The following is a 21,589-nucleotide window of genomic DNA, read 5'->3' as shown; positions in this document are numbered from 1 at the left end:
GACGATCGAGGAGAAACGACATGGCCGGGAATTCACAGCGGCGCGGAGCGATCCGCAAGGGCGGCACCAAGAAGGGCGCCCAGGTCGGATCGGGCGGACAGGCCCGGCGGGCCCTGAAGGGCAAGGGCCCGACCCCGCCCGCGGAGGATCGCAAGGGGCACGCCAAGGCCCGCGCGGCCAAGCGCGCCGAGGTCGCCAACAAGCAGGGGACCGGACGTTCCGCTGGTGCGGCTCCGCGCACCCGCACCACCGGGGCGCCGGTCGGCCAGGCCCGCGGTGGCCGGCACGCGGACCTGCCGGAGACGGTGGTCGGCCGCAACCCGGTCGTCGAGGCCCTGCGCGCCGGGGTGCCGGCGACCGCCCTGTACGTGGCCACCGGCCTGGCCTCCGACGAGCGGATCGCCGAGGCCATCACCGCGGCGGCCGAGCGGGGTATCGCCCAGCTGGACGTCGCCCGCACCGAGCTGGACCGGTTGACCGGTGGGGCGGTCCATCAGGGCGTCGCCCTGTCCGTGCCGCCCTACCAGTACGCGCACCCGAACGACCTGCTGTCCCGGGCCGCCGACTCCGGCCGGGCCCCCCTCATCGTGGCGGTCGACGGGGTCACCGACCCCCGGAACCTCGGCGCCATCGTGCGGTCGGCCGCCGCGTTCGGCGCCCACGGGGTGGTGGTGCCCGAGCGCCGCAGCGCCGGGATGACCGCATCGGCCTGGCGCACCTCGGCCGGGACCGCCGCCCGGATCCGGGTGGCCCGCTGCCCGAACCTGGTCCGGGTGCTCAAGGACTACGCCGAGGCCGGCCTGATGATCGCCGGCCTGGACGCCGACGGCACCGTCGACACGGACACGTTCGAGCTGGCCACCTCACCGCTCGTCGTCGTCGTCGGTTCGGAGGGCCGCGGGCTGTCCCGCCTGACCCGCACCGTCTGCGACGTCACCGTCTCCATCCCGATGGTCCGCAACGTCGAGTCGCTCAACGCCTCCGTCGCCACCGGTGTCGTGCTGGCCGAGGTGGCCCGGCGGCGTCGCGCGGAGGCGGTCGGCGGCTGACGCCGCCCACGTGGGTCGACGCCGCCCGAAGTGGCTCACGCGGCTGAATGATGTTGACGCTGATCGTCTTTCCGTCGGAGGGGGCGTTTTCCTCGCTCGGGCGCGGAGGTGATCAGCGTCAGCGGGTTCCGTCGGCGTCGGTCACACTTCCGCCCCGGGAACGGCGAAGCCGGGCCACGCGGGAGGCGTGACCCGGCTTCGGGCTCAGGCGGTGTCGGTCAGAGACCGGCGGACGCGATCGAGGCGTCGGCGGGGACGGCGCCCGAGGACTTCAGGCGGATGCCGGTGCCCGGGTCGAACACGTGGGTGTGCTCGGCGTCGGTCGGCAGGACGTGCACGGTCGAGCCCTGCGACGGGTGCAGTCGGGCGTCGGCGCGGATGACCAGCCGGTTGCCCTCGGGGGTGTGGCCGTGGACGAACGAGTCCGCACCCAGCTCCTCGACGAGGTCGATGGTGACCGGGATGCCCTCGGAGCCCATGGTCAGGTTCTCGGGGCGGACACCGAAGGTGACCTCCTTGAGGCCCTTACCCGAGCACTCGGACTGCACGTCGCGCGGCAGCGCGAACGTGGTGGAGCCCAGCTGGGCGCCCTCGCCGGTGAGCGGGACGGTCAGCAGGTTCATGGCGGGGGAGCCCATGAAACCGGCGACGAAGACGTTGACCGGCTTGTCGTACAGGTTCCGCGGGGTGTCGACCTGGTTCAGGATGCCGTCCTTGAGCACGGCGACCCGGTGACCCATGGTCATGGCCTCGACCTGGTCGTGGGTGACGTAGACGGTGGTGGTGCCGAGGCGCGACTGCAGCTCGGCGATGTTCGCGCGGGTCTCGACACGGAGCTTGGCGTCGAGGTTCGACAGCGGCTCGTCCATGAGGAAGACGGCGGGCTCACGCACGATCGCGCGGCCCATGGCCACACGCTGCCGCTGGCCACCTGACAGCGCCTTCGGCTTGCGGTCCAGGTACTTCTCCAGGTCGAGCAGACCGGCGGCCTCCTTGACCTTGGAGGCGATCTCGCTCTTGTTGACGCCACGCAGCTTGAGCGCGAAGCCCATGTTCTCGGCGACCGTCATGTGCGGGTAGAGCGCGTAGCTCTGGAACACCATGGCGATGTCGCGGTTCTTCGGCGGGACGTGGGTGACGTCGCGACCGCCGATGATGATCTTGCCCTCGTTGACGTCCTCGAGGCCTGCCAGCATGCGCAGCGCCGTCGACTTGCCGGAACCGGACGGACCGACCAGGACGAGGAACTCGCCGTCCGGGATCTCCAGGTTCAGGGTGTCGACCGCGCGGACCGGCGGGGTGCCCGGGTAGACCCGCGAGGCGCCCTCGTACTTGACGTCAGCCATTGTCACGACCTTTCAGACCCCGCGCATCCGTCGTCCGCATCGACGCGAACCGGCCGCGGGAGGGGGTGTGCGGCAACGCTAGCGGAAACACCACCGCAACGGAAGGGTGTGGAAAGGGTTTTCCAGAGGTTCGGCGCTGCGCCGGACGGGTGGTGACGGCCGGTCACCGTCGCGGCCGGTGAGATGGCCGGTCGGCCTGCCTCGGCATCGCCATCCGGCCTGCTGAATCGTGTTGGCCGGTCCCCTCCACCAGACGGTGCAGACCCCCCGTCGTGGCTCTTTGGGCTGGTGACGGCATACCGGTTAACGTGCAGCGATGGACTCCTCACCGCGTACGCGACCGCCGGCCACCCTGGCCTCGCTCGCCGCCGAACTGGGGATCTCCCGCACCACCGTCTCCAACGCCTACAACCGGCCCGACCAGCTCTCGCCCCAGTTGCGCATGCGCGTCATGGAGGCGGCCCGCCGGCTCGGCTACCCCGGCCCCGACCCGGTGGCCCGCTCGTTGCGTACCCGCAAGGCCGGCGCCGTGGGGCTGCTGCTGACCGATCAGGTCTCCTACGCCTTCCGTGACCCCGCGGCGGTCGCCTTCCTCGAAGGTCTCACCCTGGAGTGCGACCGGGCCCGGGTCGGTCTGCTCCTGGTCCCGGCCCGGCCGGACGCCGAGGACGTCGCCGCCGTCAGTCGCGCCGCGGTCGACGGATTCATCGTCTATTCCATGCCCGACGACGATCCCCACCTGGAGGCGGCCCTGGCTCGGCCGGTCCCCGCCGTCATCTGCGACCAGCCGGGACTGTCCGGCGCCGACCTGGTCGGCATCGATGATGCCGGGGCGATGCGTCAGGTCGCCGACCACCTCATCGGACTCGGCCACCGGCGCATCGGCGTGGTGTGCATGCGTCTCGGACGCGCCGTGATGGACGGAGCGGTGACACTGGCCCGGCAGCACGCCGCGCGATATCACGTGCAGCGCAACCGGCTGGCCGGATTGGAGGCGGCCTTCACCGAGGCCGGGGTCGCCTGGGACCGCGTGCCCGTGGTCGAACGCTTCGAGCATTCGGTGGCCGCCGGGGCGTCGGCCACCGCCGAGGTCCTGTCGATGGACCCGGGGATCACCGCGGTCATCGCGACCTCGGACGTGTATGCGCTCGGCGCCGTCGAGGAGCTCACCCGCCGCCACCAGCGGGTGCCGGAGGACGTCTCGGTCACCGGTTTCGACGGGGTCAAGGCCGCGCTGGACGCCGGCATCACGACGGTCGCCCAGCCGGTGGTCGACAAGGGCCGGCAGGCCGGTCGCCTGCTGCTGGAGCCGGGCCGGCGGGCTCAGGGGCGCGAGCTCGTGCTGCCCACCACGTTCATGCCGGGTCGCACGACGGCCCCGCCCCGTCTGTAGTCGTGACGGCACCGCCGTCTGGAGGGGCCGAACCGTTCCCACCATTGATAACGAGAATCAGTAACGTATGGTGAGCATCCGATGGTTCGACCCCCTGGAGCTCCCATGTCCACCCCCCTCGTCCGGCGACTGACCGGATCCCTGTTCGCCGCGGCGCTCGCCGTCGGCCTGGCCGCCTGCGGTTCCCCCGCCCCGACGGCAGCCACCACCGGAGCTGCGACCGCGACGGCCTCCAGCCAGGGCGCCACGGTGTCCGGCACGGCTGTGTCGCTGTCCGCGCCGACCGGATCAGTCGCCGTCACCCCGGTCACCCCGGCCCTCAGCATCACCGGGCCCGGCGGGGAGGCCGTGACCCTGCCGGCCAAGCCGCAGCGCATCGTCTGCCTTACCGGCCTGTGCGACGACGTGCTCGTCGAGCTCGGCCTGGCCCCGGTCGGCACCAGCACCCCCGGCCTGCTCGCCCTGCCTGAATTCATGGGCGCGAACTCGACCACCGTCACCACCATCCCCGGTTCGTTCGGCAGCGAGGATGTCGAGAGCATCGCCGCGCTCAAGCCCGACCTGGTCGTCGGCCTGGCCGGCGCGCACGACCAGATGCGGTCTGCCGTCGAACAGTTCGCCCCGCTGTGGCTGCTGGACGTCAAGGACTGGCACAGCTCCGTCGACTACCTGCGGGCCTTCGCCACGCTCACCGACCGTCCGGACCAGCAGGTCGCGGCCGAGCAGTCGTTCGACACCAAGCTGGCCGCCGCCCGCGCGGCCAGCGCGGCGGGTCTCAAGAACACCACCGCCCTGACGATGTACATCAGCGGCGGGGGGCAGGGCGTCAACACGCAGGACGACCTGCTCGGCGGACTGATGGGGGAGGTGTTCACCTACCCGTGGCCCAACAAGGGTGGCGGCTGGGACACCGCCCAGGCCTACAGCTTCGAGGAGATCCTCGCCGTCGACCCGCAGATCGTCTTCATCCAGAGCTTCACCGACGGGCCCGACGGCCCCACCGGCTCCCAGCAGTTCGCGAACAACCCGGTGTGGCAGCAGGTCTCGGCCGTCAAGAACGGCAAGGTCGTCGAGGTCGACACCGACCTGTGGACCGCTGGACGCGGCCCGCGGTCCCTCGGCCTCGTCCTCGATCAGGCCGTCGCCGCGGCGTCCTGACCCGTCGATGCGTCACGTCACCGGGTTGCCCGAACCGCGACCCACGTGGTCCACGGGGCGGGCGACCCCGCCCGGCCGGGTCGGTGACGACCCGGCCGGGCCCACCCGGACCCGCCGTCGGGCGCCGGTCGTCACGGCGGTGCTGGTGCTGCTGCTGGCCGGAACCGCAGTGCTAACCGTGTGTCTCGGTACGCCCACCGTCAGCCCGGCCGCTCTGCTCGACCTCGTGGCCCAGCCGAAGGTGGCCGGCATCGTCGTCACCGAGCTGCGGTTGCCCCGGTTGCTCGTCGCCCTCGTCGCCGGGGCCGCCCTGGGGGCGTGCGGGCTGGTGCTGCAGGAGTCGCTGCGCAACCCGCTGGCCACCCCCGACCTGCTCGGCGTCGGGCCCGGGGCGGCCCTGGTGATGGCCGTCGTCGTGGTCACCGGGCTCGCCGTCCCCGCTGCGCTGTATCCCGTGGCTGCGTTGATGGGGGCGTTGGCCGGCGGTGGGCTGACCGTCCTGGTGGCCCGCTCGGTGAGCGGGCCGACCGCCGTGCTGCTCGTCGGGGCGGCCATCGCCGCCGCCGTGTCCGGGCTGGTCGTCGCCGTCGTCGCCTCGGCCGAGCAACTCCAGATCGCCGCCCTCTTCACCTATCTCGCCGGCAGCCTGGCCGGTGTCACCTGGGCGACCGCCATCCCGGCGCTGCTCTGGCTGGCCGCGCTGCTCCCGCTCACCCTGCTCACCGTGCCCGCCCTCGACATCCTGCGGCTGGGCGACGACACCGCCGCCGCCCTGGGGCTCCGCCCGCAGCGGACCCGGGTCCTGCTGCTGCTCCTGGTGGCCACCCTGGTCGCCGGGGTCGTCGCGGTCGCCGGGCCGATTGCCTGGGTCGGATTCCTCGCCCCGCACCTCGTCCGCCGCCTGCACCCGCACGCCCGCACCCGCAGCTGGCTCGGCCTGGCCATGCTCGCCGGAGCGCTGGTCACCGCTGTCGCCGACCTGGCCGCTCGGCTGGTCTTCGCCCCCGTCGAGACCCCGGTCGGCGCCTGGACCGCGATGGCCGGGGTGGCCGTCGGGTTCGCCGGGCTGGCCCGCAGCGGCCGGCGGCCGGCGGTGCCGGTTCCGGCGGCCGACGCGGACCCCACCCGCAGGACGGGACAGACATGACGGCCGTCAGAACGCCCGGTTCTGTGTCCGAGAAGCGAGGCCGGTCAGGGCCTGTGGTGCTGACGGGGCTGGCGCTGGCGCTGGGGGTCGCCGTCGGCGTCGACCTGCTGCTCGGGCGCGGCGTCAGCGCCGGACAGGTGCTCCCCGCTCTGCTCGACCCGGACTCCACGGAAGGGCGCATCCTGCTGCTGGTCCGGCTGCCGCGGGTGGCCACCGCCGTGATCGCCGGCGCCGCGCTCGGGGTGGCCGGGCTCGTCCTGCAGACCGTGCTCCGCAATCCGCTGGCCTCCCCGGAGCTCACCGGCGTCAACACCGCCGCCGTGCTCGGGGTCGTCGTCGCCATCGCTTTCGCGTTGGTGCCCACCGACTCCTCGGTCGGTCTGCTACTGGCCGCGCTGGTCGCCGGACTGGCCGGGGGACTGGCCGTCTGGCTGCTCGTTGGCCGCACCGACCCCGAGCAGCAGCTGCTGGCCGGAGTCCTGATGGCGGCCGCCGCGGGTGGGGCCGTCCTGCTGTTCCTGGCCCTGCGTTCGTCGCGGTTCGCCTCGGTGGTGCGCTGGCTCGTCGGGTCGGTCGACGGACGGGTGTGGTCCGACCTGCAGTGGGTGGGCCCGTGGATCGCCGGCGGGATCGTCGTGCTCGCCCTCGCCGGCGGGGTGCTGCCGGTGCTGGCCGGTGGCGACGCCCACGCCCACGCCCTCGGTGTGCCCCCGCGCGCGGCCCGCCTGCTGCTCCTCGGCGGGGCCCTGGCCCTCGTCGCCGGGTCGGCCGCCGTGGCCGGGGCGCTCACCTTCATCGGACTGGCCGTACCGCACCTCGTGCGGGGCCTGCTCGGGGAGCTCGGACGCTGGTCGGTGCCCGCCGCCGCGCTCGTCGGAGCGGTCCTGCTCTGCCTGTGCGACGCGCTGGCCCAAATCGTCACCGGTCTGCTCATCGGGTCCGCGGTATCCGAACGGGTCGGCATCCCCGCCGGCGCGGTCGCCGCCGTCGCCGGCGCCGTCACGCTCGTGCTGTCCCTCCGTCGTCAGGAACGCCCATGACTGCGCCCCACCCGCAGCCCACCACCGCCACCGCTGCGACCACAGTGCTGACCGTGCAGGACGTGCACGCCGGCTACCCCGTTCGCGGCCGGCGACCCGGCCCGGACGTCCTGCGCAGTATCGACCTGACCATCCCGTCCGGGCAGGCCCTCGCGCTGGTCGGCACCAACGGCTGCGGCAAGAGCACGTTGTTGCAGGTCCTCGGCGGGGGACTGGCCCCGCGGGCCGGCCGGGTGTACCTGGCCGACCCGGACCGCGGCGGCGAGCTTGTCGACCGCACCCGCTGGTCGGCCCGGGCCGCGGCCCGCCAGGTCGCCCTCATGCACCAGACCCTGCCGCCCATGCCCGGGGTCACCGTGCGCCGGCTGGTCGAGCAGGGCCGCTACCCGCACCGCGGCCCGCTCGGGATGCTGGCCGGGGTGACCGGCACCGAGGTCGACGACGCCCTGGCGGCCGTCGACCTGGTCGCGTTCGCCGACCGCCCGGTCGACCGGCTCTCCGGCGGCGAACGGCAACGCGCCCGACTCGCCCTGGCCCTGGCTCAGCAACCGCGGGTGCTGCTGCTCGACGAACCGACAGCCCACCTGGACCTCGCGCACCAGCTGCGCATGCTGCACCTGATCGACCGGGTCCGCCGCGAGCGGGGGCTCACCGCCGTGGTCGTCCTGCACGACCTCGATCACGCGGCCCGGTTCACCGACCGCATCGTCGCGGTGCGGGACGGTCGCGTGGTCATGGACGGTCCGCCGGCCGAGGTCGTCACGGCGGAGTTGCTCGCTGACGTCTTCGGGGTGCGCGGCCGGGTCGTCCGGGACGACCGGGGGAGCTCCGCCAGCCGGATTCGGTGCCTGGTCGACGACCCGACCGACTGAGCGACAGCGACCCGTCAGCGGGAGGCGCTCGGCCGGGTCCACAGACCGGCGGCCAGCAGGACCATGGCCGCCCCCGCCCCGGCGACGCTGCCCACCATCATCTGCGCCGGGACCATCACCGCGCCGACGAGGATGAGGGCGCGGGCCGCCCGGCGGCGTCGGATCGCTGTCATCGGTCGCTCCTGTCGTCCTGGTCGCCGACCGTCAGCAGGTCGGCCAGCGGGCCGCCCGCGGCCAGCAGTGCACCGGGCGGGCCGTCCGCGACCACCCGTCCGCTGTCGAGCACCACGACCCGGTCGGCCCGCAGGATCGCCGACGGCCGGTGCGCGACCACCACCGTCGCCCGGTCGGCCGCGCCGACGGCCAGCGCCTCGTGCAGCGCCCGTTCGGTGTGCGCGTCGAGATTGGCCACCGCCTCGTCCAACACCAACAGGTCCGCCCCGACGGCCAGGGCCCGGGCCACCGCCAGCCGGGCCCGTTCCCCGCCGGACAACCGCGCGCCGCGCTCGCCGATGACCGCGCCCCAGCGGCCGGGACGGTCCAGCAGGTCGACCGCCCGGGCGGTGGTCAGCGCCGACCGCAACGCCGCGTCCGGCGCGTCCGGTACCGCCAGGCCGACGTTCTCGCGGAGTGTGCCGGCGAAGATCTGCACGTCCTGGCCGACGACCGCCACCCGCCGGCGCAGCTGCTCGTCGGGCACCGCGCGCAGGTCGGTGCCGAGCAGGTCGATCCGGCCGGCGTCCGGGTCGAAGAACCGCTGCAGCAAAGCGACGACGGTGCTCTTACCGCCACCGGAGCGACCGACCAGCGCGACCGTCTCGCCCCGGTGCACCCGCAGATCGATGCCGTCCAGCACCGGACGGCCGGGCCGGTAACCGAACCGCACCCCGGTGAGCGTCACCACCGGCTCGCCGGGTCGGGAAACCGGTGTACGAGCAACGGTTGCCGGTGCTGCCGGCACCGTGTCGGGGGTGTCCAGCACGTCCAGGATGCGGCTCACCGCGGCCCGCAGCGAGCCGGCCTGCTGCAGCGTGCCGGCCACCGCGGCCGCCGGGGCGAGGACCGTCCCGGTCAGCACCAGCACCACCGGCACCCACTGCGGGGGGACCCCGGCGGGATCCAGGGCGATGATCAGCAGCGCCCCGGCTCCGGCCAGGCTGACCAGCAGGTCGGTCGCGGCGACCTCCCGGCCGGCCCGGCCGGCGGTGCGCCGGGACAACGCGGTCAGCTTCGCGGTCGCCGCGCCCAGCTCGGCCCGCCGCCGGTCCAGCGCGCCGGCGGCCGTCAGCTCGGGCAGCCCCTGCAGCAGATCGACGACGTCGGCGCCCAGGGCCGCTCCCCGGGTGCGCAGCTCCTCGCCCTGACGGTCGGCCGTCCGCTTCCACCACCACGGGACGGTCAGCACCAGCAGCGCGGCCGGCAGCAGTACCAGCAGCAGGTCCGGTCGGATCGCCGCCAGTGCGGCCGACCCGCCGACCAGCACCATCCCGGCGCCGATGGTCTGGGCGATGACGTGCGCGTACAACCATTCGAGGCTCTCGACGTCGGTCATCGCCGTGGTGGCCAGGTCACCGCTGCGTTCCGGGCGGTCCCGGGCCGGCACGATGCGCCGCAACCGGTCGTAGACGACGACCCGCAGGTCGGCCAGCACCCGGTAGGCCAGGTCGTGGGCGACGAGCATCTCCCACCAGGTGGCCACCGCGACCACCGTCACCCCGACGGCCAGGGCCAGCAGCACCCATCGGGCCGGGCCGTCGAGGTCCAGCCCGGCGACCGCGCGGCCGGCCAGCACCTGGCCGGCCAGCCACGCCGTCGCCACCGCGGTCCCTACCGTGGCGACCTGCCCGACGACGGTGGCCGCAACGGCCGAGAGGAATGCGGAGCGGTGCGGGCGCAGCAACGCCATCAACCGGCGCAGGGGCCGGCGGCCGGAACGATCGGACGTCACCGGAGCACCGCCCCGGCCGGCTCGCCCTGCTGGGCGTCCAGCAGGTCGGCGAACGGCCCGGGGGCCGCGGCCAGCTCCGCCGGCGGCCCGGTCTGCACCACCCGCCCGGCATCCAGGACGACGACCTGTTCGGCGGTCAGCGCCGTGGCCAGCCGGTGCACCACGAGCACGCACGTGGGCCGGTCACCGGACGCCGACCGGGCCGCCCGCAGGCCTGCCACCACGGCCTGTTCGCTGACGGTGTCGACGGCCGAGGTCGCCTCGTCCAGCACCAGCAGCGGGGACCGGCGGACCAGCGCCCGGGCCAGCGCGAGCCGCTGGCGTTGACCGCCGGACAGCGAGCGGCCGCCCTCGGCGAGCACCGTGTCGTAGCCGTCGGGCAGGTCCCGGACGAACGCGTCGGCGTCGGCCGCCCGGGCCGCCGCGACGATCTCTTCGTCGGACGCCGTCGGCGCGCCCAACCGGAGGTTGTCGGCGACGGACTGGGCGAACAGGTACGGGTGCTGACCGACGACCGCGGTGCCCGCCCGCAGCGCCGGCCGTCGAAGCGCCGGCAGAGCTATTCCGTCCCAATGGATCTCACCTCGGTCCGGGTCGATCTCCCGGGTGAGCAGACCGACCAGGGTGCTCTTGCCCGCGCCCGACCGGCCGACCACCGCGACCGTCGACCCGGCCGGCACGGTGAACGTGACGTCCCGCAGCACGGGGGAGTCGGCGCCGGGGAAGGTGTACTCGACGCCGCGCAGCGCGATCGTCGGTGGCGCGGTCCCGGTCGATCCGCTCGGCAGGTCCCGGCGGCCGGTGTCCGTCACGGCCGGCCGCGCGGACAGCAGTGCGTCGAGCCCGTCCACCGCGGTCAGCCCCAGGTACCCGGCGTGCCAGGCCCGGGTCAGGTCCCGCACCGGGCGGAAGCACTCGACCGCGCCGAGCAGCACCAGCAGCACCGTCGAAGCGGCGGCGGCGGGGACGACCCCGGTGACCGCGACGACGGTCACCACCACCGCCCCGGCGGTGCCGGCCTGCTGGACGAACATGCTGAACCCGTTCTCCAGCAACGAGATCCGCAGTTCGCGCATGGTGTCGACGTACAGCGCGGTGGAGCGCGTCTGCAGGCCGTCCCGGCGCCGCCGGTCCGCGCCGGCCGAGCGCAGGGTGGGCAGGCCCTGCATGGCCTCCAGGTAGTCGGCGTTGATGTCCAGCCAGGTCGTCCACCGTTCCCGGCCGCTGCGCAGCAGGGTCGCGTCCTTGAACCGCGGCACCACCAGGGCGAGCCCGACGGCGACGGCCAGCACCGTCGCCGCGGCCGGCTGCACCGTGAACAGGGCGGCCACCAGCACGATCGGCACGAGCGCCGTCACCACCACCTGCGGCAGGTACCGGCTGTAGTAGCCCTCCAGTGCGTCCACGCCCTCGACCACGGTGGCCCGGGTCGCACCCACCCGGCCCTGGGCCACGAACGTGGGGCCGAGGTCGGCCACCTGGAGCAGCAGGCGGTCCCGCAGCCGGGCCCGGACCTGTCCGCCCGCCCACGCGGCGGCGACCTCCCGCGCCCACAGCAGACCGGCCCGCACGGCGACTGCCGCGACCACCCCGGCCAGGGCGAGCACGGCCCGCTGCTGGTCGCCGGCGCCGATCGCCGTGAGCGCCACCACCAGCAGCAGCGCCTGCGCCACGTAGGTCGCGCTGATGAGCACGCCGAGCAGCACCCCGAGGGCGATCGGCCCGAGCAGGCCCCGGGCCAGGGCGATGAGCCGACGGTGGAACACGGTGGTCGACCTCCAGTCAGTTGTGCGGGGGCGGGGCGAGGGTGACCGTCCATGGCGCGGGCGCCGGTCGACCGGCGGCCGCCGCCAGCCGGGCCAGCCGTCGCGTGCCCAGGTATGGGAAGGCGGCCGGGCTGTTCGGTTGCAACCCGGTGACCAGCACCCGCATCACCGTCAGACCGGTCTCGGCGACGTCCGGTGTGGTCACGTCGACCGTGATGACCCGGTGCCCGGCGGCGGCCAGCCGCTGACGGGTCTCCGGCCACCCGGACGTCGGGACGGCGTCGACCGGAATGGCCGGCCCGCGCCCGGTGAACCGGTCGGCCAGCGGATGCAGCCGCCGGTCCAGCCAGAGCTGGGTCTGCGCGGCCAGGTCCCGGACGTTCTCGAAGTGGTCACCGGCCACCGTCAGGTAGTCGCGGTCCGGTCGGTGGGGCAGGTAGGCGCGGGGGTGGAAGATGCCGGCGGCGACCGCGCGCCGGCTCGGACCGTCCGGTTCCAGCAGGCCGTGCGTGGCGATCCACACCTGCAGTGCCTCCAGGACGGCCTTGCGGGCGGCCCGGGCGGGATCGACATTCGCCGAGAACCCCGCCGCCGGAATGGCATTCGACCGGTCGATGACGAGGGCCCCGACCACCGCCGGACCGAAATCGCTGGGCAGGGCGATCAGGCGCAGGTCGAACGGGCAGCCGACCAGATCGGTCCGCAGGCCCGGCACCGAGTCGGTGTCGATCGGGGTGCCGCCGCGGTCGAGCAGCCACCAGGTGGTCATCGCGTCGCGTTCCAGACATTCGGCGAGCCCGCGGGCGGTGGCGTCGGCCGAGCCGACCCCGGTGGCGATGCCCGTGTAGTTGAGGTGGTGCGTGCGGGGATCGTCCCGGCGCGGGCCCCGGTGGTAGTTGAGGTAGATCAGCCCGGCCGGCACCCGGACCGGGGCACCGTCGGGCAGCTGCCCGGTCGCCCACCGGACGGGGGCGTCCGCGGTGAACGGCAGGTACGGGAACCCGGGGCGGTCGAACTGGGCGCGGTGGAAGGCCGGCAACTCGGCGGGAGTGGTGTGGTCGACGCCGGCATCGGTGAGTTGCCGACTGGTGGCCACGGGCAGGTCCGGGGGCACGTTGTTACCGCAGTAGCGTTCGACCGCCTCACCGACCGCCGCCGACCAGGCCACTTCCCGGTCACCGAAGGCGGTGCCGGCGGCGATCCGGTCGGTGGGCCAGTCCGCGAACCGCCGGGTGTCGGCGACGTCGGCGACACAGCTGACGAACTCGTCGGGCAGGCCGGGCAACCGGGGGAAGTCGCGGACGGCGCGGACGACGCCGCAGTGCGGGTCGACCAGGTGGGTCATCGGCAATGCGGTCGGGATGGTGGCGGTCATGTGAGGGCTCCGATCGCCTCGGTGGCGGGGCCGTGGGCCGACCCGGGATGGGTGCGGGGGACGGTCAGCCCCACCTGCCCGACCTGGCGGCGCAGCGGCCGCAGTGTGGTCGCGGTCAACGGGTCGCTGCCGTCCTGCGGGTCGCGGGGGTGGACGGGGAACAGGTGGCCGCTGACCCCGACGGCCAGCCGGTGGCCGGCCGGGATGCGGTGGGCCAGCGGCGGCAGGTCGACCGCCACCGCGGGGTCGGCAGTGCGGGCGGCGGCGTGCCCGAGTTGCACGGCCCGGCCGTCCGGTGCGACCACGGCCAGCCGGATCATCCAGTCCAGGGCGGTCCCGGCAGCGACCGGTCGACCGTCGACGGTGGTGGCGGCGAGACCGGCCAGCGTCACCCGGGGAGCGCCGAGCAGAGTGAGATCTTCTGTCAGCGCGGAGGTCTCAGCTACTGAGCAGTCCGGACGGGCCAGCTCGACGACGACGTCCACCGTCCCCAGGGCCGCCGGGTGCGGCACGTCCGGGTCGCAGTCGAACCACGTCGGGACCGGCTCGCGCAGAGGGAGTTCCAGCGGTTCGGCGGTGAGATCGCCCGCTCCCCAGGCCCAGTCGTCCGTACCCTGCACGGCGGCCGCCCACCGTCGGCCCCGACCGGGTCGACGGGTCAGCACCGATTCCGCCCAGCCGGCGACGAACCGGCCGACCGGGACCCGGTGGCCGGGCGCGAGCGGCAGGTCACCGTTGCGGGGCCGGGCGGCCAGACCCAGGTCGTGCGACCAGGCCCCGAAAAGCAGGGCGGCGTCCGCCGTCGGCCAGGCCCGCCACAGCTCGACGGCGGCGTCGGCATAGGCGTCGAACTGGCCGCCCACGCAGAGCAGGGGCGGCAGCACGGCACCGGGCCGCGCCGGGGAGAGCAGCGGCTGCGGGCGGGACGTCGACCAGCGACCGGCGAACGACGGCAGGTCGACGCCGAGGCGCGCGGGCAGGTCGACCACCGGCAGATGCCGCAGCAGATCCGGTTCCGCCGCCAGGATGGCGTCCAGCACCGGACCCCGCGGCAGGGGAGTGTCGCCGTGCGACGGCCAGAACCACGCGTGGGCCAGCAGTCGCGGTACCCCGGTCGGTTCGCGGATGGTGTGGGCGGTCGACAACGCCGGTACGCAGGCGACGACGCCGACCAGGGCGCGCAGGTCGTCGGCGGCCCCGGCCGGTCCGGCGGCGGTGGTGGCCAGCTCGACGGCGCAATGCGCGGCGTACGAGCCGCCGTAGGCGATCACCCGGCCGTCGCACCAGGGCTGGTCGGTGATCCAGCGGAGCGTGGCCAGGCCGTCCGGTCCCTCGGAGCCGTTCCACGGATCCCAGGCTCCGGTGGAGGAGAACCGGCCGCGGACGTCCTGCAGGACCGCCACCCAGCCGCGGGTCGCCCATCCGACCGCCTCGCGCAGGTGTGAGCCCGTGCCGTACGGGGTGCGCAGCAGCACCGCCGGGTACCGGCCGCTGCCGGCCGGGCGGACGACGTCGGTGTGCAGGCGGGCACCGTCCGCGGTGTCCACCGTCAGTCCCGTCCGCAGGTCCACGCGGTGACCGCGCCGCTCGGACGCCGCGTGATCACCCACGGGGCACCGGCGGGTCGTGCCGGGGGACGGGCAGGATCGGGTGGTCGGTCCAGCGCCCGGTCCGCAGGTCGACCCGCCGCAGCCGGCGGGTGGCCGGCCCCGGGACCGTTCCGAGCAGCGTCGGCGCAAGGTCGTCGGCCACCAGCGTGGCCAGCGCGGCGGCCGATTCCTTGGACAGCAGGTCCGGCCCGTGCCGCGCCCGGTCCGACCAGAACCCGGCCAGTGCCTCCGGGTGGTCGGCGGCCGCGAGGCGGCGGGCCCGGGTCATCGCGTGGGTGACCGGCCATGCTCCGGCCCCCAGGGGTTCCACGACGGCGGTCGCGCCCTCCAGGACGGTGCGCTGCCAGCGCAGCCGGCCCTCGGCGCAGAGCCGGTCGAGCTCGTCGGCCACCGCACCGGGCAGGTCGGCCGGGGTGGCGGCACACCAGCTGACCGCGCTGATCCGGTCGCTCCGAGTCGGGTCGGCCAGCAGCGCGTCCAGCAGCGCGGGCGCCGATCCGGTCGGCGCGGTGGCGACGTCGTCGATCCCGCGGCGGGTGAGCTCGTCCCGCAGCGGCGTGGTCCACCGATCGGACCCGACCAGCAGGACGGCAACCCTGGTCAAAGCGGTGGGGGCACCCGGGACGTCCGGGGAGTCGGGGCCCCCTGGGTCGGTGAGGATGCCCGCGGCTCGCAGCTCGACCCGCAACTGCGCGGTGGCCGGGCCGGGCGGTCCGCCGAAGAGCCCGGCGATGTCGGCCGCCCGGTCGGCGCGGATCGCCGCCATGGCGCCGTCCGGAGTGCGGACCACCCACCGGTCCCGGGTGGGGAACAGGGCGTGGCCGGGGGCCAGCAGGGCGGGGGACACCGGGTCTCCGTTCTCGATCGGTGGTCAGGGGCGTCACGTGAGAGGCCGGGCTGGTCGGGGCGGGCCACCGGCCGGCCCCGACCAGCGGCGTGCTCAGTCGGACTGCGGCTCCTGGCCCTCGAACAGGTCCTCGACCAGGGCGTTCGAGCAGGTCGGGTGGGCGGTCGCGGCTCCGCTGAAGTCCATGGACTCCAGGGGCTCGAACACCTTGCCGAACAGCTTCTCCATCGTCATCACCCCCCTTCTATTGAGAATCATTCCTATTAGAACACGTTCGGGGTCGGACCGGGACGTGGCCCTCACGCCGACGCGCCGGGCCGTGGCCTACCGTGCGGAGCGGAACCGCACCCCGGACACCCGGTCGCGGTCAGCCCCCAGCCGAAAGGACCCGCGATGACCCCGCCGTCCGCCGACGTCGCCCGTCACGTCGACGACCTGCTGCCCGCGCTGCTCGACGACCTGCGCACCCTCATCGCCCTGCCGTCGATCGCCTTCCCCGGCTACCCGTCCGAACCGGTCGACCGGGCCGCCGACGCCGTCGTCGACCTGCTGCGCCGCAGCGGACTGTCCGACGCGCGGCTGCTGGAGATCCCCGACGGCTACCCGGCCGTCTACGGCGAGATCCCCGCCCCGCCCGGCGCGCCCACCGTGCTGCTCTACGCCCACTACGACGTGCAGCCCGCCCCGGCCGAGCAGGGCTGGAAGACCGACCCCTTCACCCCGACCGACGGCCCGGACGGACGGATCTACGGCCGCGGCGCCGCCGACGACAAGTCCGGCGTCGTCATCCACGCCGGCACCCTGCAGGTGCTCACCGCGCTCGCGAAAGGTGCTGCCGGCCGAGCGTTCCCGATCGGCGTGCGGGTGCTCATCGAAGGCGAGGAGGAGACCGTCAGCCACCTCGAGGAGTTCGTCGAGCACCACCCCGAGCTGGTGCAGTGCGACGCCTTCGTCATCGCCGACATGGGCAACCAGTCCGTCGGCCGGCCGGCCCTGACCACCACGCTGCGCGGCGACGTCTCCTGCACCGTCAGCGTCCGCACCCTGGACCACCCGCTGCACTCCGGCCTGTTCGGCGGCCCGGTCCCGGACGCGCTCGTCGCCCTCATCCGGATGCTCGCCACCCTGCACGACGAACACGGCAACACCGTCATCCCGGGTGTGACCTCCCGCGCCTGGGACGGCGCCGAACCCGACGAGCAGGTCTTCCGGGCCAGTGCCGAGCTGGCCGACGGGGTGCAGCTCATCGGCGACGGCAGCCTCGGCTCCCGCCTGTACAGCAAGCCGTCGGCCACCGTGCTGGGGATCGACGCGCCGACCGTCGCCGGCTCGTCCAACGTCCTCATCCCGCACGCCCGCGCCAAGGTGTCGCTGCGGATCGTGCCGGGCAGCGACGCCGGACGGGAGCAGTTGTGCCTGCTCGAGCACCTGCGGTCGGTGGCCCCGTGGGGCGTGCAGGTCGAGGTCGAACCCGTCGCCCAGGGCTGGCCGTTCGCCGTCGACGAGACGCACCCGGCCGTGCAGGCGGCCGAGTCCGCGCTGGTCGAGGCGTTCGGCGGGGCCGCGGTGGAACGGCTCGGCTGCGGCGGGTCCATCCCCCTGATCAACACCCTCGCGAAGGTCTGCCCGGGTGCCGGCGTCATCCTGTGGGGCGCCGAGGACATGGCCCGGGCCCGTATCCACGCCTCCGACGAGAGCGTCGACCCGGCCGAGATCGGCCGCCTCGTCGTCGCCCAGGTGCTCACTCTGCTGCGGTTGGCCGACCCGGCCGCTGGGTAACCCGGGACCCGAGACCGCCGCCGTCAGCAGAGACGGCGGCGACGGGGACGGGAGACACGGTCATGGCGGAGTTGAACGGCGCCCACGTACTGGTGGTCGGCGCGACCGGCGGACTGGGCACGGCCATCAGCAAGGCGCTGGCCGGTGCCGGGGCCCGGGTGAGCGTGGCCGGTCGGGACGCCGACAAGGTCGAAGCGCTGGCCGCCGACCTCGGTGACCAGGCCGCCGGCCGGCAGAACGTCGACGTCACCGAGCCGGCCTTCGCGCCGGCCCTGCTCGACGCCGCCGAGCAGGTCGCGCCGCTCACCGGAGTGGTCTACGCGGCCGGGGTCGTGGCGTTCGGCCCGGTCGGCGACCTCGAGCCCGACGTGCTCGGTCAGCTGATCGCGGTCAACCTCACCGGGCCCATCCTGCTCGCCGCTGCCGCCGCGACCCGGCTGCCCGAAGGTGGTTTCCTGGCCAACCTCAGCGCGGTCGTGGCCGAGATGCCGATGAAGAACATGGCCGCCTACTCGGCCACCAAGGCCGGGCTGACCGGGTTCGACCGCGCCCTGGCCACCGAGCTCCGCCGCAACAAGATCAAGGTCATCGACGTCCGGCCGCCACACACCGAGACCGGACTGGTCACCCGCGCGCTCGCCGGCACCCCGCCCCGGCTGGCCGAGGGACTGTCCCCCGAGCAGGTGGCCGACCGGGTCGTCAGGGCCATCGCCGAGGACACCGGGGAGCTGGCGTCCACCTCGTTCAGCGAGTAGCTCGCCGCCACGTCACTTCTCCAGGGGACCCCGGGACGCCCAGCCGCGCAGCTGGTCGTCCAGCCCCTCGGCCCGGAAGCGCGTGTCGACGTACAACATGGCGACGACGCCGGCGCTCCAGATGCTGACGGCCCCGCTGATCGCGCCCTCGAGCGTGCCGCCGATCCAGAGGTTGGTCAACGAGGCGGTCGGGTCGAGCAGGCCCCCCACCAGCAGCGTGGGCACGATGCCGATCGCCCCCACGATGAGACTGATCAGGATGGTCTTCCAGAACAGCGGCCACCGGCGACCCCGGGTGAGATCGGCCGACCGGCGTAGCGCGTCGCCGCCGGAGAGCCCCTCGACGGTGACGGCCATGACCGCGAACATCAGGGTGACCTGGGCGATGATCCCCGGGATCACCAGCAGCACGAAGCCGACGAGGGTGATGCCGAACGCGGCCAGGGCGACCACGCCCAGCGCACCCCACCGACCGGCCAGCCGGGCCTTGACCGCGCCGATGGCCGGGCGCCGCAGACCGGCTTCGGCGGCCACCGAACCGGCCACCCCGTTGAGGATGAGGGCGCCCACGCCGGCCACCACGGACAGCGCGAGCAACGGGACATAGGTCCACAGCGGCGGGATCTCCGGCACCACCCGCCCGGCGGCGTCCGTCGTGGTCGGCATGCTCAAGCCGGAGCCGGCCCCGAACCGGGCGTAGGTCGTGAGGTCACCGACCCAGGCGGCCACCCCGAGCTGCACCCAGCGGGACAGCACGCCGACGGCGATGCCGATCGGCAGCAGCAGGCTCGCGCCGGCCGCCGCGACCTTCAAGCCGCTGCCCAGGATCTCCCCGACGGTCAACGGCCGCAGCGGGTACAGGCCGGGCCAAGAGTTCGACCAGCGGGGATCGCCGGCCGGGTGGGGGTAGGGGGAGGGGCCACTCGTCATGCCGAGCATCATCACCCAGGTGGCCGATGCTCTCCGACACCGGACCCGCCCTGGGTATCGCCTTCACCCCTCCCGACCCGGCTGGGGTGCGCCCGCCGGCGGCTACGCCAGCTGATCCTCGGGCGACGACCGTCGTGTGTGCTCCTTGGCCACCGGCCCGGACGTGCCCGCGGCGTGCTGCGACCGGCGCTTCTGGGCCCGGCGGCGGTTGGCGACCAGCACGTGCAGCACGTCGACCACCCGCTGCGGGTCGGCGACCCGCACGTCGGCCGCGGTCTGTCCCGGGCCGACCTTGATGCCCAGGTCGTCGCCGTCCAGCATGGTGAACGCGTTCTCGTCGGTGACGTCGTCGCCGATGAAGACGGCCGCCGTCACCTGGTTCCGCCGCATCAGCGCCTTGAGCGCCTTGCCCTTGTTGGTGGTGACGACCGTCAACTCGAGCACCTTCTTGCCGCGGAGCAAGTGCACCCCCGGCCAGCCGGCCGGCTCGTCGATGCGGGCCGTCACCGCCGCCGTGTCCGCGTCGTCCAGGCCCCGCAGGTGCACGGCGATGCCGGTCGGCTTCGTCTCCAGCCGGGTGGCCGGGTACTCCGCGGTGATCTGCTGCAACTCCAGCTTCAGCCGGCTCAGCCGCTTGGCGTCCTCGGGGGAGAGCTTGGTCGGGGTGTCGTCCCGGTCGGCCGCCGACGTCTCCGCCCCGTGACTGCCGATGAAGTGCACCTTGGGGTTGTCGGTCCCACCCAGTCCCGGCCCCAGCAGGTCGCGCAGCACCGTCATGGATCGACCGGAGATGACGGCCACCTGGGTCCCCGGGATCTCGGTCAGGGCCAGCAGCGCCTCGACCGCCTCCGGCAGCGCCCGTGCCGCGGCCGGATCGTCCACGATCGGCGCGAGGGTGCCGTCGAAATCCGACGCCACCAGCAGATGCGGCGTCTCGCTGACCTGGGTCAACGCGGCCAGTACGTCACCGGGCAGTCGGGTCATCGCGTCGGCGACGTGATCCCGGGTGCCTTCCAGCGCCGACAGGAATGCCGTCGCCCAGCGGTCCACGTCGTGGGTCAGCACGTGCCGCCGCAGCGACCGCATCCGCCGGCGGGCCTCGACCGACGACATGGTCAGCGCCTGGCGGAAGCCCTCCTTGACGCCGTCCAGGTCGTACGGGTTGACCAGCAGGCTGGACCGCAGTTCCTTGGCCGCCCCGGTGAACTCGCTGAGCACCAGCACCCCGCCGCCGTCGACCCGGCAGGCCACGTACTCCTTGGCCACCAGGTTCATGCCGTCACGGAACGGGGTCACCGCCATGACGTCGGCCGCGGCGTAGAACGCGGCCAGTTCCTCACGGGGCAGCGACTGGTGCAGGTAGTGGATGGGCGGGTGCCCGATGCGTCCGTAGTCGCCGTTGATCTTCCCGACGGTGCGCTCGATGGACTCCCGCATCCGCTGGTAGGAACCCAGGCGCTCACGACTCGGTGTGGCGATCTGCACCATCACCGCGTCCTGGACCGACGGGTCCTCCTCGGCCAGGAGTTCGCCGAACGCCTGCAGCCGGACGTCGATGCCCTTGGTGTAGTCGAGCCGGTCGATGCCGAGCACGACCTTCTTGGGGTTGCCGAGGTCGGCGCGCAGCTCCCGGCTCGCCCGGTGCACCTCGGGGGTGGCGGCCAGCGCGGACTGCTCGGCCGCGTCGATCGAGATGGGGAAGGCGGCCGCCCGGACCTTGCGGCCGTCGTGCTCGATGATCCCGCCGCTGGTCGTCGACCCGAGCAGGGACCGGGCCAGCCGGGTGAAGTTGCGGGCCCCGCCCGGCAGCTGGAAACCGATGAGGTCGGCGCCGAGCAGCCCGGTGACGATCTGCTTGCGCCAGGGCAGCCGCATGAACAGCTCGACCGGCGGAAAGGGGATGTGCAGGAAGAAACCGATCCGGACGTCCGGTCGCAGTCGCCGCAGCAGCTGCGGGACCAGTTGCAGCTGGTAGTCGTGCACCCAGACGGTGGCACCGGGGGCGGCGACCTCGGCTGCCGACTCCGCGAAGCGCTGGTTGACCTTGCGGTAGGAGTCCCACCACTGCCGGTGGAACTGGGAGTCGGCCACCGCGTCGTGGTACAGCGGCCAGAGGGTGTCGTTCGAGAAACCCTCGTAGAAGTTGGCCACCTCCTCCGCCGACAGCGGCAGCGGGAACAGGCTCAACCCGTCGGTCGTCGTGGGCTCCAGCTCGACGTCCGCCGACCCCGGCCACCCGATCCAGGCGCCGTGCCGCCGGGACAGGATCGGCGCGAGCGCGGTGACCAGCCCGCCCGGGGCCTGCCGGGCCTTGGTGGAGCCGTCCGGCAGCTTCTCCAGATCGAAGGGGAGCCGGTTGGCGACCACCACCATCGCCGCCTGACCGGGAGTGTCGCCGTCGGCGACGTCCGCGGCATCGACATCCCGGTCGTCCCGCACCTGCTCCGTCGTCACCGGGCCACCCCCGGACGGTCGGCGGTCGGCGTTCCGGACGCGAGTTTCTCAGGTGACACCACAGGGCCGAGGGTAGTTCAGGGGTGTCCGGGCCGGTCCGGGCGACCCGTCAGCCGGCGG

General features: G+C 74.1%; 18 protein-coding genes. 8 read left to right on the top strand and 10 right to left on the bottom strand.

The genetic code is table 11. The features are described 5' to 3' along the window. The first annotated feature begins 20 nt into the window (after positions 1-20). Entirely contained in the window at positions 21-1,049 is a 1,029-nt protein-coding gene (gene rlmB, locus FDO65_RS11375) for a 23S rRNA (guanosine(2251)-2'-O)-methyltransferase RlmB (protein WP_137449843.1), read from the top strand. 218 nt (positions 1,050-1,267) lie between these two features. On the opposite strand, the gene FDO65_RS11370 is transcribed toward rlmB, so the two are convergent. Continuing rightward, entirely contained in the window at positions 1,268-2,395 is a 1,128-nt protein-coding gene (locus FDO65_RS11370; protein WP_137449842.1) for an ABC transporter ATP-binding protein, read from the bottom strand. A 316-nt stretch (positions 2,396-2,711) separates the two neighbouring features. Between FDO65_RS11370 and FDO65_RS11365 the strand changes: the two genes are divergently transcribed. The 5 genes from FDO65_RS11365 to FDO65_RS11345 all read left to right on the top strand — a co-directional run bounded on the left by FDO65_RS11365 (position 2,712) and on the right by FDO65_RS11345 (position 8,005). Continuing rightward, positions 2,712-3,788 carry a LacI family DNA-binding transcriptional regulator gene (locus FDO65_RS11365; RefSeq protein ID WP_137449841.1) on the top strand — a complete coding sequence of 359 codons (1,077 nt, stop codon included), beginning with the start codon at positions 2,712-2,714 and terminating at the stop codon, positions 3,786-3,788. 105 nt (positions 3,789-3,893) lie between these two features. Then, entirely contained in the window at positions 3,894-4,946 is a 1,053-nt protein-coding gene (locus tag FDO65_RS11360) for an ABC transporter substrate-binding protein (RefSeq protein WP_166442146.1), read from the top strand. A gap of 7 nt (positions 4,947-4,953) precedes the next feature. Continuing rightward, positions 4,954-6,093 (top strand): FecCD family ABC transporter permease, encoded by a 1,140-nt coding sequence (locus FDO65_RS11355; RefSeq protein ID WP_137449839.1) that lies wholly within the window; start codon positions 4,954-4,956, stop codon positions 6,091-6,093. Between the two features lie 56 nt (positions 6,094-6,149). Beyond that, complete coding sequence (locus FDO65_RS11350; RefSeq protein ID WP_166442145.1) at positions 6,150-7,133, top strand: FecCD family ABC transporter permease; 984 nt, start codon at positions 6,150-6,152, stop codon at positions 7,131-7,133. Beyond that, a complete protein-coding gene (locus FDO65_RS11345; protein WP_137449837.1) occupies positions 7,130-8,005 on the top strand; it encodes an ABC transporter ATP-binding protein in 876 nt (291 codons plus the stop codon). Before FDO65_RS11350 ends, FDO65_RS11345 begins: the two co-directional genes overlap by 4 nt. A gap of 14 nt (positions 8,006-8,019) precedes the next feature. Here FDO65_RS11345 and FDO65_RS22170 read toward each other — a convergent pair whose 3' ends face one another. The 7 genes from FDO65_RS22170 to FDO65_RS22160 form a co-directional block, all read right to left on the bottom strand. Next, entirely contained in the window at positions 8,020-8,178 is a 159-nt protein-coding gene (locus FDO65_RS22170; RefSeq protein ID WP_166442144.1) for a hypothetical protein, read from the bottom strand. Further along, a complete protein-coding gene (locus FDO65_RS11340) occupies positions 8,175-9,953 on the bottom strand; it encodes an ABC transporter ATP-binding protein (protein WP_137449836.1) in 1,779 nt (592 codons plus the stop codon). The genes FDO65_RS22170 and FDO65_RS11340 overlap by 4 nt, the downstream gene beginning before the upstream one ends. After that, positions 9,950-11,719: an ABC transporter ATP-binding protein/permease gene (locus FDO65_RS11335; RefSeq protein ID WP_137449835.1), complete on the bottom strand. Its 1,770-nt coding sequence runs from the start codon at positions 11,717-11,719 to the stop codon at positions 9,950-9,952. Before FDO65_RS11335 ends, FDO65_RS11340 begins: the two co-directional genes overlap by 4 nt. Before the next feature lie 16 nt (positions 11,720-11,735). Next, positions 11,736-13,094 carry a YcaO-like family protein gene (locus FDO65_RS11330; RefSeq protein WP_205849983.1) on the bottom strand — a complete coding sequence of 453 codons (1,359 nt, stop codon included), beginning with the start codon at positions 13,092-13,094 and terminating at the stop codon, positions 11,736-11,738. Beyond that, a complete protein-coding gene (locus FDO65_RS11325; RefSeq protein WP_166442143.1) occupies positions 13,091-14,665 on the bottom strand; it encodes a CocE/NonD family hydrolase in 1,575 nt (524 codons plus the stop codon). The genes FDO65_RS11330 and FDO65_RS11325 overlap by 4 nt, the downstream gene beginning before the upstream one ends. Positions 14,666-14,696: 31 nt before the next feature. Then, on the bottom strand, positions 14,697-15,551 hold the full coding sequence (locus FDO65_RS22165; RefSeq protein WP_166442142.1) for a hypothetical protein: 855 nt from the start codon (positions 15,549-15,551) through the stop codon (positions 14,697-14,699). Between the two features lie 93 nt (positions 15,552-15,644). Continuing rightward, positions 15,645-15,785, bottom strand: a complete 141-nt coding sequence (locus tag FDO65_RS22160; RefSeq protein ID WP_166442141.1) for a hypothetical protein — start codon at positions 15,783-15,785, stop codon at positions 15,645-15,647. A gap of 159 nt (positions 15,786-15,944) precedes the next feature. On the opposite strand from FDO65_RS22160, the gene FDO65_RS11320 reads away from it, so the two are divergent. Together FDO65_RS11320 and FDO65_RS11315 are read left to right on the top strand one after the other, a co-directional pair. Next, on the top strand, positions 15,945-17,330 hold the full coding sequence (locus FDO65_RS11320) for a M20/M25/M40 family metallo-hydrolase (RefSeq protein WP_137449833.1): 1,386 nt from the start codon (positions 15,945-15,947) through the stop codon (positions 17,328-17,330). A gap of 62 nt (positions 17,331-17,392) precedes the next feature. Continuing rightward, complete coding sequence (locus tag FDO65_RS11315; protein ID WP_137449832.1) at positions 17,393-18,085, top strand: SDR family NAD(P)-dependent oxidoreductase; 693 nt, start codon at positions 17,393-17,395, stop codon at positions 18,083-18,085. 12 nt (positions 18,086-18,097) lie between these two features. Here FDO65_RS11315 and FDO65_RS11310 read toward each other — a convergent pair whose 3' ends face one another. Together FDO65_RS11310 and FDO65_RS11305 are read right to left on the bottom strand one after the other, a co-directional pair. Beyond that, the gene (locus FDO65_RS11310; RefSeq protein ID WP_137449831.1) at positions 18,098-19,015 is read right to left on the bottom strand and encodes a DUF7847 domain-containing protein; all 918 of its coding nucleotides are present in this window, start codon (positions 19,013-19,015) and stop codon (positions 18,098-18,100) included. Between the two features lie 102 nt (positions 19,016-19,117). Next, positions 19,118-21,469: a bifunctional alpha,alpha-trehalose-phosphate synthase (UDP-forming)/trehalose-phosphatase gene (locus FDO65_RS11305; protein ID WP_205849982.1), complete on the bottom strand. Its 2,352-nt coding sequence runs from the start codon at positions 21,467-21,469 to the stop codon at positions 19,118-19,120. Between the last annotated feature and the right edge of the window lie 120 nt (positions 21,470-21,589).

This window comes from Nakamurella flava (assembly GCF_005298075.1).
In the GTDB taxonomy this organism is placed as follows: Bacteria; Actinomycetota; Actinomycetes; order Mycobacteriales; family Nakamurellaceae; genus Nakamurella; species Nakamurella flava.
This window is presented reverse-complemented; position numbering and strand designations above follow the sequence as displayed.